The sequence below is a fragment of the Intrasporangium sp. genome (genome assembly GCF_036566125.1).
Lineage (GTDB): Bacteria > Actinomycetota > Actinomycetes > Actinomycetales > Dermatophilaceae > Intrasporangium.
Map to the genome: position 1 here is coordinate 1 of NZ_DATCWX010000027.1, position 14,089 is coordinate 14,089.

Annotated in this window: 14 protein-coding genes; 12 read left to right on the forward strand and 2 right to left on the reverse strand. The window is 69.4% G+C overall.

The genetic code is table 11. From position 1 onward, the window contains the following. The 10 genes from VIR15_RS01660 to VIR15_RS01705 form a co-directional block, all read left to right on the forward strand. Window positions 1–684: alpha/beta fold hydrolase (locus VIR15_RS01660; RefSeq protein WP_331925731.1), on the forward strand; the 684-nt coding region annotated here is incomplete at its 5' end. 42 nt (window positions 685–726) lie between these two features. After that, on the forward strand, window positions 727–1,899 hold the full coding sequence (locus VIR15_RS01665; RefSeq protein WP_331925732.1) for an acyl-CoA dehydrogenase family protein: 1,173 nt from the start codon (window positions 727–729) through the stop codon (window positions 1,897–1,899). 49 nt (window positions 1,900–1,948) lie between these two features. Next, window positions 1,949–2,881 (forward strand): VOC family protein, encoded by a 933-nt coding sequence (locus tag VIR15_RS01670; protein ID WP_331925733.1) that lies wholly within the window; start codon window positions 1,949–1,951, stop codon window positions 2,879–2,881. A 7-nt stretch (window positions 2,882–2,888) separates the two neighbouring features. Then, the gene (locus VIR15_RS01675) at window positions 2,889–3,836 is read left to right on the forward strand and encodes an isocitrate lyase/PEP mutase family protein (protein ID WP_331925734.1); all 948 of its coding nucleotides are present in this window, start codon (window positions 2,889–2,891) and stop codon (window positions 3,834–3,836) included. Further along, the gene (locus VIR15_RS01680; RefSeq protein WP_331925735.1) at window positions 3,833–5,263 is read left to right on the forward strand and encodes an FAD-dependent oxidoreductase; all 1,431 of its coding nucleotides are present in this window, start codon (window positions 3,833–3,835) and stop codon (window positions 5,261–5,263) included. Before VIR15_RS01675 ends, VIR15_RS01680 begins: the two co-directional genes overlap by 4 nt. Then, window positions 5,260–6,030 (forward strand): SDR family NAD(P)-dependent oxidoreductase, encoded by a 771-nt coding sequence (locus VIR15_RS01685; protein WP_331925736.1) that lies wholly within the window; start codon window positions 5,260–5,262, stop codon window positions 6,028–6,030. The genes VIR15_RS01680 and VIR15_RS01685 overlap by 4 nt, the downstream gene beginning before the upstream one ends. A 37-nt stretch (window positions 6,031–6,067) precedes the next feature. Continuing rightward, window positions 6,068–6,661, forward strand: coding sequence for a cysteine hydrolase family protein (locus tag VIR15_RS01690; RefSeq protein ID WP_331925737.1), 594 nt, complete (start codon window positions 6,068–6,070; stop codon window positions 6,659–6,661). Further along, window positions 6,658–8,136 (forward strand): FAD-dependent tricarballylate dehydrogenase TcuA, encoded by a 1,479-nt coding sequence (gene tcuA / locus VIR15_RS01695; protein WP_331925738.1) that lies wholly within the window; start codon window positions 6,658–6,660, stop codon window positions 8,134–8,136. The genes VIR15_RS01690 and tcuA overlap by 4 nt, the downstream gene beginning before the upstream one ends. Beyond that, window positions 8,133–8,939 (forward strand): aspartate/glutamate racemase family protein, encoded by an 807-nt coding sequence (locus VIR15_RS01700; RefSeq protein ID WP_331925739.1) that lies wholly within the window; start codon window positions 8,133–8,135, stop codon window positions 8,937–8,939. The genes tcuA and VIR15_RS01700 overlap by 4 nt, the downstream gene beginning before the upstream one ends. A gap of 52 nt (window positions 8,940–8,991) precedes the next feature. After that, window positions 8,992–10,314 carry an FAD-binding protein gene (locus tag VIR15_RS01705; RefSeq protein WP_331925740.1) on the forward strand — a complete coding sequence of 441 codons (1,323 nt, stop codon included), beginning with the start codon at window positions 8,992–8,994 and terminating at the stop codon, window positions 10,312–10,314. 74 nt (window positions 10,315–10,388) lie between these two features. On the opposite strand, the gene VIR15_RS01710 is transcribed toward VIR15_RS01705, so the two are convergent. Beyond that, window positions 10,389–11,642, reverse strand: coding sequence for a flavin reductase (locus VIR15_RS01710; protein WP_331925741.1), 1,254 nt, complete (start codon window positions 11,640–11,642; stop codon window positions 10,389–10,391). 219 nt (window positions 11,643–11,861) lie between these two features. Here VIR15_RS01710 and VIR15_RS01715 point away from each other — a divergent pair, with 219 nt between their 5' ends. After that, entirely contained in the window at window positions 11,862–12,497 is a 636-nt protein-coding gene (locus VIR15_RS01715) for a TetR/AcrR family transcriptional regulator (protein ID WP_331925742.1), read from the forward strand. After that, window positions 12,494–13,132 (forward strand): TetR/AcrR family transcriptional regulator, encoded by a 639-nt coding sequence (locus VIR15_RS01720; protein WP_331925743.1) that lies wholly within the window; start codon window positions 12,494–12,496, stop codon window positions 13,130–13,132. Before VIR15_RS01715 ends, VIR15_RS01720 begins: the two co-directional genes overlap by 4 nt. Before the next feature lie 247 nt (window positions 13,133–13,379). On the opposite strand, the gene VIR15_RS01725 is transcribed toward VIR15_RS01720, so the two are convergent. After that, window positions 13,380–14,089: sterol desaturase family protein (locus tag VIR15_RS01725; RefSeq protein ID WP_331925744.1), on the reverse strand; the 710-nt coding region annotated here is incomplete at its 5' end.

Here is a 14,089-nt window from a genome sequence, read left to right on the forward strand (position 1 = left end):
GAGCACTTCCACGTCATCGCTCCCGACATGCCGGGCTGGGGCAGGTCAGACGCTGTCACCCGGGACGAGATGGACCACGCCAAGGCGGCGGTTCAGCTCCTCGATGCCCTGGGCATTGAGCAGGCCGCCTTCGTCGGCAACTCCATGGGTGGAATCACCACGCTGCGACTGGCCACCGAGTACCCGGAGCGAGTGAGCCACGTGATCACCATGGGCCCCGGGTCCGGCCCGCAGCCGAAGCTCTTCTCGCCGGCCGGCGGCCTGTCCGAGGGCATGAAGACCCTCGTCGCTGCCTACCGCGCCCCCTCAGTGGAGTCGATGACCCGACTCACCGAGGTGATGACCTACGACAGCGCACGCTTCGCCACGCCGGAGCTGGCCGCGGAGCGCGCCGAGAACGCCAAGGCGCACCCCCAGCACCTGGCCAACTACCTTGACGGCTTCGCCAAGGGCGGACCGATTGCCAAGTGGTTCCGCCTCGAGGACCTGCCCAACGTGCAGGTGCCGACGCTGCTCATCCACGGTCGGGACGACCGCGTCGTCCACTACGAGAACACTCTTCTGCTCCTCGCCCACATCCCGAACTCGCGGGCCGTCCTGCTCAACCGCTGTGGCCACTGGGCGCAGGTCGAGCACGCCCAGGAGTTCAACCGCCTCGTCATCGACTTCGTCACCAACAACTGACTGCCGCAGGAACGCCCGAAAGGCGTGCGGGAAGGACAAACCATGACCGACGTGCTTGGAAACATCAAGGAGAACGTCTCAGTCCTCAAGGGCGAGGCGAAGCTCAGCGACGACCTCGGGAAGCTCACGGATGCGACTGCCCACGTCCTCCGTGACAGCGGCGTGATCCGCCTCTACCAGCCGACCGAGTGGAGCGGCTACGAAGCGCACCCCGTGGAGTTCATGGAAGCCGCCATGACAGTGGGCGCGGCCTCCCCGTCCGCGGGCTGGGTCACCGGCGTCGTCGGCGTCCACCCGTGGGAGATCGCGATGATGGACCCCCGCCTCCAGGAGGAGATCTGGGGGGAGGACCCGGACACGTGGACCGCGTCGCCCTACGCACCGTTCGGCCGCGCGAAGCGGGTCGACGGCGGCTTCCTCTTCACCGGCCAGTGGCCGTACTCGACCGGAACGGACCACTCCGACTGGGTCATCCTCGGCGGCATGGTGGTCGGTGAAGACGGCCAGCCGACGATGCCGCCCGACATCCGTCACTTCGTCATCCCGCGAAAGGACTACGAGATCGTCGAGGACTCGTGGAACGTTCTGGGCCTCAAGGGGACCGGCTCCAAGGACGTTCGGATGACGGACGTCTTCGTGCCGGAGTACCGGGTCGTGGATGCCATGAAGATGAGCAACGGCGGCTACGAGGACCGGCAGCCCGGCAAGACGCTCTACAAGCTCAAGTTCCCCGTCGTCTTCTCTGCTGCCATCAACTCCGGAACGCTCGGCATCGCCATCGGCGCGCTCGACACCTACCGCTCCTACATGGAGCAGCGCGTGTCGGCGGACGGCCGCGTCGCGAAGAACGACCCGATCCAGCTCAACGTCTACGCGGAGGCTTCCGCCGACGTCGCTGCATCTCGCCTGGTGCTGCTCAACGACATGAAGGAGCTGTTCGACCACGTCGAGAAGGGTGGTGACGTCACGTGGACCCAGCGACTCACGATCCGCCGCAACGGGGTCCGTGCGGTCCACCGTGCCGTCGACGCGGTCGACCGGCTCTACAAGATGAGCGGCGCCCAGGGCATCCATGAGCGCCACCCGAATGAGCGCTACTGGCGAGACATGCAGTCCGGCCTGGTCCACATCTGCAACGTCTCCGAGGCCATCTCTGTCGAGTGGGCCACCAACGACCTCGGCGGCGAGCCGTCGCTCCCGCCCGTCTTCGCCTGACCTCCAACACCACCGAGACCACCGAGACCCACCAGAAGGAAGATCAACGATGATCACGTCACTTGCCTACCTCGGCGTCAACTCACCGAAGAAGGACGAGTGGCCCGAGATGGCCACGAAGTTCTGGGGTGCCATGGTGACCGACCCCGGTCCCGACGGCGCTGTGCGAATCAAGTTCGACGACGCGCTGTGGCGGATTCAGATCCACCCGGGCGAGCAGGACGAGACCGCCTACATCGGGTGGGGGGTCGACTACGAGGAGGACCTCGACCGCGTCGAGAAGGCGCTCGCGGACCTCGGCGTCAGCAGTGAGCGCGGCGATGCCGAGCTCGCCGAGGCCCGGGCCGTCAACCGGATCCTCGTGTTCACCGACCCGTGGGGCTTCCGCCACGAGGTGACCTGGGGACAGAGCCATGTGCGCTCGTCCTTCGTGCCCGGTCGGTCGATCTCCGGCTTCGTCACCGGTCAGCAGGGACTGGGGCACGTGCTGCTGCTCATGCCGGACATCGAGGCGGGACACGAGTTCTTCACCAGGCTCGGCTTTCGTCTGTCGGACAAGATCATCGTCCCCGGCCGGCTCAACGCTCGCTTCTACCACTGCAACGCGCGCCACCACACGCTGGCGCTCGGGCAGTGCCCGCCTGGGGTCGCTGGCCTCAACCACCTGATGATCCAGGTCAACTCGGTCGACGACGTGGGCACCGGCTACGAGATCGCCCAGGAGATGGGCGTCCCGATCACCCTGACGATTGGCCGGCACTCCAACGACCAGCAGTTCAGCTTCTACCACTCGACGCCGAGCTCGTTCCACGTCGAGTACGGCTTCGGAGGCCTGGAGGTGGACGAGGAGACCTGGATCCCGCGGGTCTACGACCGGACCGCAGTCTGGGGACACCAGCCGCACCCGGACGGCCAGGGCCGCCCGCCCGGCATCATGCACCCGCTCGCGGACCCGAAGCTGCCCGCGGCCGAGGAGGCCTGAGTCCATCGTGTCCACCGTCCCGGCACCCTTCGGGGCCGCCGAGACGCTGGTGGGGGTCGGCCACGGGCCGACCCTCACCGAGCGTCGCGAGCGGCTGCGATTCCTGCTCTCCGACGGCACCTTGGTCCTGCCGGGTGCCACGGACGGCCTCGGCGTGCGTCTCATCGAGAGGGCGGGCTTCGATGCCGCCTACGCCACCGGTGCCGGGCTGGCCAACGCGCAGTACGGCGTTCCCGACATCGGGCTGATCTCGCTCGGTGAGGTGGCGGACCACGTCGACCGGCTGGCGTCGGCCACCCATCTGCCCCTCGTCGTCGATGCGGACACCGGCTTCGGCAACCCGGTCATGGCGATGCGGGCGGCTCGCCGCCTGGAGCGAGCCGGCGCCGCAGCGCTCCAGCTCGAGGACCAGCAGATGCCCAAGCGCTGTGGCCACTTCGACCACCATGCGTTGATCCCCACGGAGCACATGCAGGCCAAGCTGGTTGCGGTCCGGCAGGCGCTGGAGGACCCGTCGACCGTCATCATTGCTCGCACTGACGCGCGCAGCGTCCACGACATCGACGAGGCGATCAGTCGGGGGCACGCCTACGTCGACGCCGGTGCCGACGTCATCTTCGTCGAGGCGCCCCGCACCGTGGAGGAGCTCGAGCGCGTCGGCCGACAGCTGCATGGGGTCCCACTCGTCGTCAATGTCGTCGAGGGCGGCAAGACACCACAGCTCAGCCTCGACGAGTACCGGGAGCTGGGCTTCGGCGTCGTCCTTTTCGCGAACTTCCTCATGCGAGCCATGCTCCGGACAGGGGCCGAGGCGCTCGCCCACCTGCGCACGACCGGCGAGACCGGATCCTACGTCGACCGGATCGCCACGTGGGAGGAGCGCCAAGCGCTCTTCAACCTGCCCCAGTTCTCCGCAGCGGAGGCCCATTTCGACAGCCCCGGGCGGACCGCATGAGAGAGGAGCCGGGAATTCCGCCGGCCGGCCTGCCGGTCGATGACGCCCTGCCGGAGCGGATCGGCGTGCTCGTGCTCGGTGGGGGATTGGCGGGCGCTGCGGCGCTGCTGGCTGCGGCGGAGGCAGGCCAGTACGCCGTGCTGCTGGAGAAGACGGCGGCGTTTGGCGGCTCGACCGTGCGCTCTGCGGGGCTGTCAGCCTTCGTGGGGACGGACGAGCAGGTCGCGCAGGGGATCGCGGACTCGGTGGAGCTGCTGCGCAAGGACCTGCTCGAGGTGGGTGGGCACGTCAATGACGAGGCCCTCGTCGACCTCTACTGCGACGAGCAGTTGGGCACCTATCGCTGGCTCAAGGGGCACGGGGTGCGCTATGGGCACATTCATGCGGCCTCGGGGCAGTCGGCGCCGCGATCGCACCCGACTGACACGACGGCGATGCTGCGAGCGCTCTTCTCGGCGGCCGGGCGGCTGGGGGCTCGGCTGGTCCTGGGCGCCGACGTCAAACGGATCCTGCATGATGGCTCGCGCGTGACGGGTGTCCTCGTCGAGCGCGACGGCGTGACCCGCGAGGTGCTGGCGGACGCGGTCGTCCTGGCGACCGGGGGCTTCTCCCGGGACCGGGCGATGCTCGAGCGGTTCGCCCCGCAGATGGCACAGGCCCTGCTGGCGGGCGGCGAGGGCAACCACGGTGACGGCCTGCGGATGGCGATGAAGCTCGGCGCGGGCCTGCGGGACCTGCCCTACGTCAAAGGCACCTACGGGATCTTCCACGAGCCGCACCCCGGCGAGGACGGCACCGGCATCCTCGCGGTGTACAAGGGCGCGATCGCCGTCAACCGGCACGGTCGCCGGTTCGTCGACGAGTCGATCCCCTACAAGGCGCTGGGCGACGCCAGTCTGGCCCAGCCGACGGCGCGGACCTGGCAGGTCTTCGACGCCAAGGTCATGGCTGCCTCGAACGACGAGGTCCCCATCTACGACTTCGGCGGGCGGGAGCGGGCTGAGATGCTCGAGACGGCCGACACCATCGAGGAGCTCGCGACGCGCCTGGGCACCGATCCCGGTGTGCTTGAGGCCACCGTCGCGGACTACAACTCTCGGATCGCCGCGGGCGAGCCGGATCCGCTCGGCCGGGTGCACCTGGTCGGCGGGGTGGGGCAGCGCACGCCGATCGACACGCCCCCGTTCCACGCCCAGCTCTCAGGCACCGTGGTGCTCGCGACGTACTGCGGGGTCACCGTGGACACGTCGATGCGCGTCCTGGACGTCTTCGGTGACCCGATCCCGAGGCTGTACGCGGCCGGTGAGCTCGTGGGCGGCTTCCACGGCGCCGGGTACATGACCGGCACCTCCATCGGGAAGTCCGCCATCTTCGGGCGGGTGGCGGGCACTGCGGCCGCGGCGGAGGAGAGTGAGCTCGAGTGGTGAGCAACCTCTTCGATCTGACCGGTCGGGTGGCCGTGGTGATCGGCGCCGCGACGGGCGGTCTCGGCGAGCGCGCCGCGATGGCGCTGTCCGAGCATGGCGCCACGGTCGCGGTAGCGGACCTCGACTCGCAGGCGGACAAGGTCGCCGAGACGGGCAGCCGGTGCGGGGACAGCGCCTCAGTGCACGCAGTTGACGTGACGAACGAGGACTCCGTTCGTGCGCTGGCCGACTCGGTCATGGCGCGGCACGGGCGGGTCGACGTCGTGGTCAACGCGGCCGGCATCATGCTCCGCCGCGAAATCGAGCAGACCTCGCTCGACGACTTCGAGCGGGTCATGCGCGTCAACGTGTCGGGGTGCTGGCTCGTCGGGCGCGAGTTCGGCCCGCGCCTGGCGGCCTCGGGTTGGGGCCGCATCGTCAACGTCACCACTGTCTATGCCGAGAGGGTCGGGCCCGTCCCGGAGAGCGCGTACTACGCGTCCAAGGCCGCCGTCGTCAACGTCACCCGCTCCCTGGCCAGTGAGCTCGGCCGCACCGGAGTCACGGTCAACGCCCTGGCGCCCGCGGTGTTCTACCCGACCGCGATGACTGCACCTCTCGGTGACGACCCCGAGCGCCTGGCGTGGTTCGCCGAGCGCACCATGCTCGGGCGCCTTGGTGACCCCGCCGCCGACCTCGCCGGCCCCCTCGTTCTGCTCGCCTCACCCGCCTCGTCGTACATGACCGGTCAGGTCATCTACGTCGACGGCGGCTGGTCCGCCTGGTGAAGTTCCAAACCGATTGTCTGTCAAGGAGATACACGTAATGTCCACGAATACGGCGCTGCTGATGCTCGACTACCAGGTGGCCCTGGCCCAAGAGGGCGAGCTGTGCCTGGCCCCGCCGCTGGCGGCCCAGGTCCGGGAGCGCGACGTGCTCTCCACGGCCAAGCGGGTCCTCGAGGCGGCCCGCGCCGCCGGGGTCAAGGTCTTCCATGTCCGGCTCGCGTTCGACCCGACCTACGGGCTGCGCACCAACCGGCTCGCTCGGTTCGACGGCTACCCGACGAACCAGAAGATGAAGCGGGGCAACCCGGAGACGGAGTTCGTCGCCGAGCTCGCACCGCTCGAGGACGAGCCGGTCATCGACAAGGGCGCGGTCAACGCCTTCATCGGCACGCCGCTGCGCGACGTGCTGGCGGCCGAGGGCATCACGCACGTCGTGCTCGGGGGCATCGCCACCCACCTGGTCGTCGAGTCCACGGCCCGGCACGCCTCGGACAGCGGCCTGCAGGTGAGCATCGTCGAGGACCTGTGTGCCGCACCAGACCAGGCGATCCACGAGTTCGCGTTCGCCAAGACGCTGCCGCTCTTCGGCACCGTCACCACCGCCGACGAGGTCATCGGGAGCTGGTCATGACCGCGCTCAAGCAGCGCTACGACGTGGTTGTCGTCGGCGGTGGCATCGCGGGGCTGTCCGCGGCGCTGTCCGCGACCGAGAACGGCGCCCGCGTCGCGCTGCTCGACCGGGCGACCGAGCAGGAGACTGGCGGCAACACCCGCTACACCGAGGCGTACCTGCGGATGAAGTCGCTCGACGAGGTCTCCGACGGGCTCGCCGACACCATCGTCGATGATTTCATGGGCCACCCGGACCCCGGCATCACGGCCGACTCGGGCCTCGACTGGGAGCGCCGCAACCCGTTGCTGCGCTCGCATCAGGTGGTCGACCTCGACTACGTCGCCACGTTCGAGGACAACGCCGGGCCGACGCTCCGCTGGCTCGAGGGCCACGGGATCAGCTTCGGGCAGCTGCCGACGCTGTTCCTGACCGTCTCGACCACCCGGATGGCGCCGGTCGGCGGCGGGCTCGCCCTCGTCGAGACCCTGGGGGCCAAGGCTCGCGCGCTCGGGGTCGACTTCCACTTCCAGACCACCGCCCGGACCCTCCGCGTCGACGACAACGGACGAGTGACCGGTGTGGAGGCGGTCGATGCCACCGGCGCCCGCCAGGTCTTCACTGGCACCGTCGTCCTCGCCAGTGGCGGCTACCAGGGCAACGCCGAGCTGATGGCCCGCTACCACGGGCCGCTGGGCATGCTCGCCCGCCCCGTCGCCCGCGGCGGCAACTACAACAAGGGCGAGGGCATCGAGATGGCGATGGCCGCCGGTGCCGCGACCGCCGGCAACTTCGCCCTCTTCCACGCGGAGCCGGTCGACCCGCGCTCACCGGATCCCGAGGCCGCGATCATGGCCTTCACCTACGGGATCCTCGTCAACGTCAACGGGGAGCGGTTCGTCGACGAGGCCCGCGGACCGATCGACGCGTGGTACGAGCGGACGACCCGGGACATCCAGGGCCAGCCGCGCGGCATCGCGTGGATGATCCTCGATGCCGCAGGGCAGGCCATCCCCAACCTCAAGACCGCGATCCGCTCCGAGGAGTCGCCGGTCCGGGCGGACACGATCGCCGAGCTCGCCGCAAAGATCGAGGTCGACCCGGCCACGCTCGAGGCCACGGTGGCCGCCTACAACGCCGCCTGCCCCGACGGGGAGTGGGACCCGACCCGGCCGGACGGGCTCGCGACCGATGGCGTCACGCCGCCGAAGTCCAACTGGGCCAGCCCGATCCAGTCCGGCCCGTTCATCGCCTACCCGATCATGTGCGCCAACGTGTTCACCTTCGGCGGGCTCAAGGTCGACGCGACCTCCCGGGTCATCGACCGCGACGGGCGTGTCATCACCGGGCTCTACGCAGCCGGTGAGATGACCGGGCTCTACTACTCGAACTACACCGGCTCGACCTCCGTGCTGCGCGGTGCCACCTTCGGCAAGATCGCCGGCGCGCACGCGGCCTCCCTGTCCGCCCTGCAGCCGGCGGGGGAGCGGTCGTGAAGATCTGGCACCAGAGCTTCACCGTCCTCGACGACGTCCCGCACTACCGGGACGCGCTCGAGCGGCACCTGGCCAAGGTCGCCGCCCCGGACACCGAGGTCCACCTGCACGGGATGAAGCCCGGCACCTATCCGAGCGACTATCCCGGCACGCACATCAAGTACGCCTACCTGTCCGGGCTGCACAAGGAGCAGTTCGTCCACGCCGCCCTGCGCGCGCAGGACGAGGGCTACGACGCGTTCCTCATCGCGACCATCCCGGACACCGCCTACGAGGAGTGCCGCTCTGTCGTCGACATCCCCGTCCTCGCCTACGGCCACACCTCAGTCCTCATGGCGGCCACGCTCGGGTCACCGGTGGGCATCGTCAACTTCATCGGCGCCCTCGAGCCACAGCTTCGCCGCAACCTGCGCACCTACGGTCTCGACCAGGTCGTGGGCCCGATCCGGCAGGTCGCCGCGGAGTTCACCGACGTCATGGCCGCCTACGCCAAACCGGACGGCCTGCTCGAGGCGTTCCGCGCCGCGGCGCGCGAGGCGATCGACGCCGGCGCCACGGTCATCGTGCCGGGGGAGGGACCGCTCAATGTCTTCCTCGCCGACCACGGCGTCAGCCGCGTGGACGACGTGCCGGTGCTCGACTCGCTCGGCACGCTCCTGCAGGTGGCCGAGCTCCGGGCCCGTCAGTACCGCTCGGCCGGCCTGATCCCGTCACGGCGGGGCTTCCACCACGAGCAGCCTCCGCGGGAGCTGCTCGACCGGGCCCGGGACTTCTACGGCATCACCGCCGCGCTCGACAGCTGAAGCCGGTCGAGCGACCGGCTGGATCGACCCTCACCCCGAAGGGACCCCAACAGTGCAAGAGGACATCGAGGTCGACGTCGTCGTGGCCGGCGCCGGCGCCGCCGGCGTCATGACGGCCCTGCGCGCCTCCGAGAACCCTGACGTCGTCGTCGCCGTGCTCGAGAAGAGCATGGCCGAGGGCTGCAACGCCGGCGTGTCCAGCGGCAGCCTCGCTGCAGGAGGCACCCGCTTCCAGAGGGCAGCCGGTATCGAGGACTCAGCTCAGCGGCATACGGACGACATCCTGTCCAACTCGGGGGACGAGCGGCACCGCGCCCTCGTGGCCGCACTGTGCGCGGTCGCTCCCGATTACGTCCAGTGGATCGCCGACGAGCTCGGCTACCCCATGGACGTCGGCACCGACATGGCCCGCAAGGGCATGTCGGTGCCGCGGCTGCACGCCGACCCCGCGCGCGTCGGCGGCGGCCCGCTGATCACGCACCTCCGCAAGGAGCTCGCCGACCGGCCCAACGTGGCCCTGCTCGACGAGGCGCCTGTGACCGGGCTTCGCGTGCAGGACGGCCGGGTCGTCGGCGTCACCGGCCGGCAGGGCGGCAACGACCTGGTCGTCACGGCCGGCACGACGGTACTGGCGACCGACGGGTTCGCGGGCAACCGGGCTCTGATGCAGGAGTTCTGCGCCGAGCTCGGCGACCCCTTCCACGGCGGCGTCAGCACCGCCACTGGCGACTCGATCGGCTGGCTGCGCCCGCTCGGGGCCGAGTTCCGCAACATGAGCGCGTGCCTACGGCACGGTCAGGTGACGCTGCACGGCACCCGGGTCAACCCGGCGCTGCCGTGGCTCGGCGCGGTCCTGGTCAACCGGCGCGGGCAGCGCTTCGTCGACGAGCAGGCCCACGGCTACTCCGGACTCGCCGGAGTCATCCAGGCCCAGCCCAACGAGCGGGCCGTGATGATCTGGGACGCCGAGGCGCAGCAGACAGCACAGCACTCCGAGATGATGCGCGAGTCCCAGGAGGCCGGGGCCTTGCAGACCGCCCCCGACGTGGCCACCCTCGCCGACGCGCTCAGGCTCGACCCGATGGCTCTGGCACAGGCCCTCACACCCCTGCCGGGGCGCCGCGCCCTCATCGGACCGTTCCACTACGCCTGGCTCACCCACGGCGTCCTGACCACCCAGGGGGGCGCCGCCATCGACACCACCGGCCAAGTCCTGCGCACCGACGGCACCACCATCCCCGGCCTGCGCGCCGGCGGCGGAGTCGCGGTCGGGTTGGCCGGTAAGGACTCTGCGGGCTACAGCTCGGGCAACGGACTGCTGTCGGCGTTCGGCATGGGCTGGATCATCGGGAACGAACTGGCGGTGGGGCGGTAGGCAATCGTCCCGGCTTTGGCGGCAACCTAACGGCCATCCCGCCGCCGCGGGGTGGCCGGTTCGCTGTGCCGGCGTCACATCATGAAGTCCCCGGGCATCGCCTGGAGGTAGCTGGTGTAGGCGCTGCGATTGCCTTCGTCCAGCTTCTCGGCAATGTCCTCGGCCGCCTGCTTGAGGGTGTCGACCCACTCGCGCACGACGGAAGCCGATGCTCGCGGGGGAAGTTGGCTTGCCCTGAGACACAAGGCAACTCGGCCATCCGGGGCGAGTACGGGGACGACGATGGCGCCAAGATCGTAGGACTCCCCGTCCTCGATGTCGATCGTCTCGAAGAACGGGGACGACGCCGCGATGACGTTCCGGACCGCGCGCTCTCGTGCCGGCGTCAGGTCCCCGCCCGCGTACTCGCGCATCGCGTCCTTGAGGTCTGAGTAGCGAGGGTGGTCGTCCTCTCGCTGTCGGGACAGGGAGAAGCCGCGGCTCCGGACGGCCTGCAGCCGTCGGCGGTACTTGTCGACGACCTCGGGGTCCTGGCTTGAGCCGCGGGCGAGCCAGGCCTCGACGGCCGCGTCGTCGGTCCACGCGACGTAGGCCTCCCCGAGCGGCGGCATGAGCGGCACGCGCACGCCGAGTGGTTCGAGGACCTCTGCGCTTCCGCCGTAGGCGGTGACCGCCACGGTGAGCTCATGGTCGTTGGCGGCGACCAGCACGGCCGCCTCACAGCCGAGAAGGCGGGCCACCCGCTGCGCCTGCGGCCGGGCCACCTCGGCCAAGCGGACGGCCTCGATGAGGTCGGCGTCGCCCTTGGCGGTCATGCCGCGCGTGTTGAAGCCGCCATAGCCGCCCTGGAAGAACAGCAGCGGCGTCGTCGGGCGGTTGACCTGCATCGCCTGCACCTCGCAGAGCACGATGTAGTGGTCGCCGGCCGTGACGACGTCGTGGGGCTTGCAGTGGATGTGCGCCACGGCGTCGTGCAGCACGGGGGCGCCGTGGTCAGACGGGCTCCACGCCACGTCGTCGAACTTGCCCGGGCGGGGGACCGCCATGAAGCGGCAGAGGTCAAGTTGGTCATGCGCCAAGACGTTGATGCAGTATGCCGCTGAGTCCCTCATCAGCGAATACGTCCCTGACGTCGTGGTCGGCATGAAGGCCACGAGCGGGGGATCGAGGGAGACCGCGGTGAAGGTCCCGACCACCATGCCGATCGGATCGCCGTCGGGCGACGTTCCGGTGACGACGGTGACGCCAGTCGGATAATGACCCATGACCTCGCGATACTGGGCGGGGTCGATGGCTGAGGTCGCAGGAGTGGCTGTCCGCTCGGTCACGGTGACACCTTCACCTTTCCGCTACTACTCTGTAGCATTCACTACAGTGACGGTAGGTCATGAGGCCACTCGTCGGCAAGATCCCCGTGGCGGTTATGAGACATGTGGGCTTGGAGGGGCTTGGCGAGAGGTCCTACTGGCTAGTGTTGTACTACAGGGAATGGTTCAAGAGGCGTAGGGCGGTCGGAGAGAGGCCGCCCCACTGGAGGAGCGACGGACATGGCGCGCAAGACGGAGCGGCGGCACCGGCAGGGCGACGAGTCCCGTCTGGCGATTCTCGAGGCAACCCTCGCGATCGCGGCCGAGCGAGGTTACGACGGGACGACCGTTGCGTTGGTGCAGGAGGCGACGGGACTCCCCGCGAGCTCGATCTACTGGCACTTTGGCAGCAAGGACCAACTGCTCGCTGCGACGCTCGACCACTCCTACCGGTCATGGCGCGCCACGGCGCCCACCTGGGTGAAGGCGAGTGAGCCGGACGACATGACCGACCGGATCGAGCGGCGCTTCCAGAGGGCCGCCCAGACGCTGACAACCTCCCCCCAGTTCTGGTCACTCGGTCTGCTGCTCACGCTCCAGCAACGTGTCAAGGAGCCTGCTGCGAGGAAGCTCTATGCGGAGGTGCGGCACGACACCGAGACCGCCATCCGCGACTGGTGGGCCACCGTCCTGTCCCCGGCCGCCTGCGAGGCCGACCCCGAACTCACCACGAGACTCGCCCGTTTCCACATGATGCTGTTGGACGGGCTGCTCCTGCAGGTCCGTTCGTCCGGCGCCAAGGACGTCAAGCGGCTCGTCTCACTCATGTCGCAGGGACTCGGTCGGCATCTGACGGCGTTGGGGGTGGCGTCATGAACGCTCCTGCGAGTGGCGCCACCACGGCGCAGTTGAAGAACCGTGCGTCCCCTCCGGAGCGCTCTCGGGACCGCATCATGGCCGCTGCCTCCGAGCTGGTCAAGGAGCGCGGGATCGCCGGCACGACCATCGCGCGCGTCTGCCAACGATCCGGACTCCCGGTCAGCTCGGTGTACTGGCACTTCGAGGACAAGGACCACCTCTTCGCCGAGGTGATTCGCACCAGCTTTGCCACGTGGCTCGTGTCCGTTCCCCGATGGGACGTGGAGCCGGAGACGACGGTCGCCGAGGGCCTGCGACGGGTTTTGGGACAGTCGACGCGCACCTTCGCCGACCTGCCCGCCTTCCTGCGGATCGGCATGCAGGTGCTGCTGGACACGAGCGAGGACCAGGTCAAGACCCGAGAGGCCTACCTCGACGTCCGACAGCAGGTCCATCGGATGATCACGGCGTGGATGACGCAAATCGTGCCCGGCGAGCTGGGGCCGGACACCGCCGAGGACCTCGCGAGCCTGGTCGTTGCGATGTCCGACGGGATGATCGTTGGCTCGCAGATCTATCCCAACTGGGGACCCGAGGAGTACGTCGACCTGCTCGCCGGAGCCATTGCCGGCATCGCGCACCCCTCCGCTTGAGGGCCTCCGCAGCACAACGTGCCAGTCATGGTCTCCAACGAGGGCGACCGGCCGGGTGACACCAAGCCCGAGGTGTGAAGTCCGTCGTCGAGACCATCCGCAACGCGGTCTACGAGACGCGCTGAGCGCGACCCAACCCACTCGCCGGGTCACATTGTCTCGCAACTGAGCTCAGCGGCATACGGAACAAGCATTTTCCGTATGCCGCTGGGCTGGTTCTGCGCCCGCCCGCTGACCCCGCGGGTGCTCAGGTGGTGGTGAGCTGCTTGCGGCGCTCGGACGCCCAGCCCGGGCCGCGGAGGAGGAAGCCGAACCGGTCGCGCCACGTCGTAGCGGCCGCGATGTCCCGGGCGATGTCGCGCCACTCGTGGGTGGCGATGCGGGCCGGGTTGAAGGTGTCGATGTTCGTGGTGAGCCCGTAGACGACGCGCTCGCCCTCGGGCTCGAAGGTGCCGAAGAGCTTGTCCCAGAGGATGAGGATCGAGCCGTGGTTGCGATCGAGGTACTGGCGGTTCACCCCGTGGTGGACGCGGTGGTGGCTCGGGGTGTTGAGCACCTTCTCGAGCCAGCCGATGGAGCGGACGGCCTCGGTGTGGATCCAGAACTGGTAGATGAGGTTGAGGGCGCGGGCGTTCTCGATGACCGAGGGGCGGATGCCGGCGAGGGCGAGCAAACCGTAGGGGACGGTGAGGGTCACGCCCTCGGCCACCGGCTGGCGGAGCGCGGTCGACAGGTTGTAGCGCTCGCTCGAGTGGTGCACGACGTGGACCGCCCAGAGCCAGCGGGACTCATGGGAGAGGCGGTGGTTCCAGTAGTAGATGGCGTCCCAGCCGAGGATGGCCAGGGCCGTCGCTGCCGCGCCGGTGCCTCGGTCGAAGCGGGTGAGGCCGAAGAGCCGGCGGCCGCTCGTCTGGGCGGCCCAGGTCGTTGCGACGGTCAGGGCGGCGGAGCCGACGG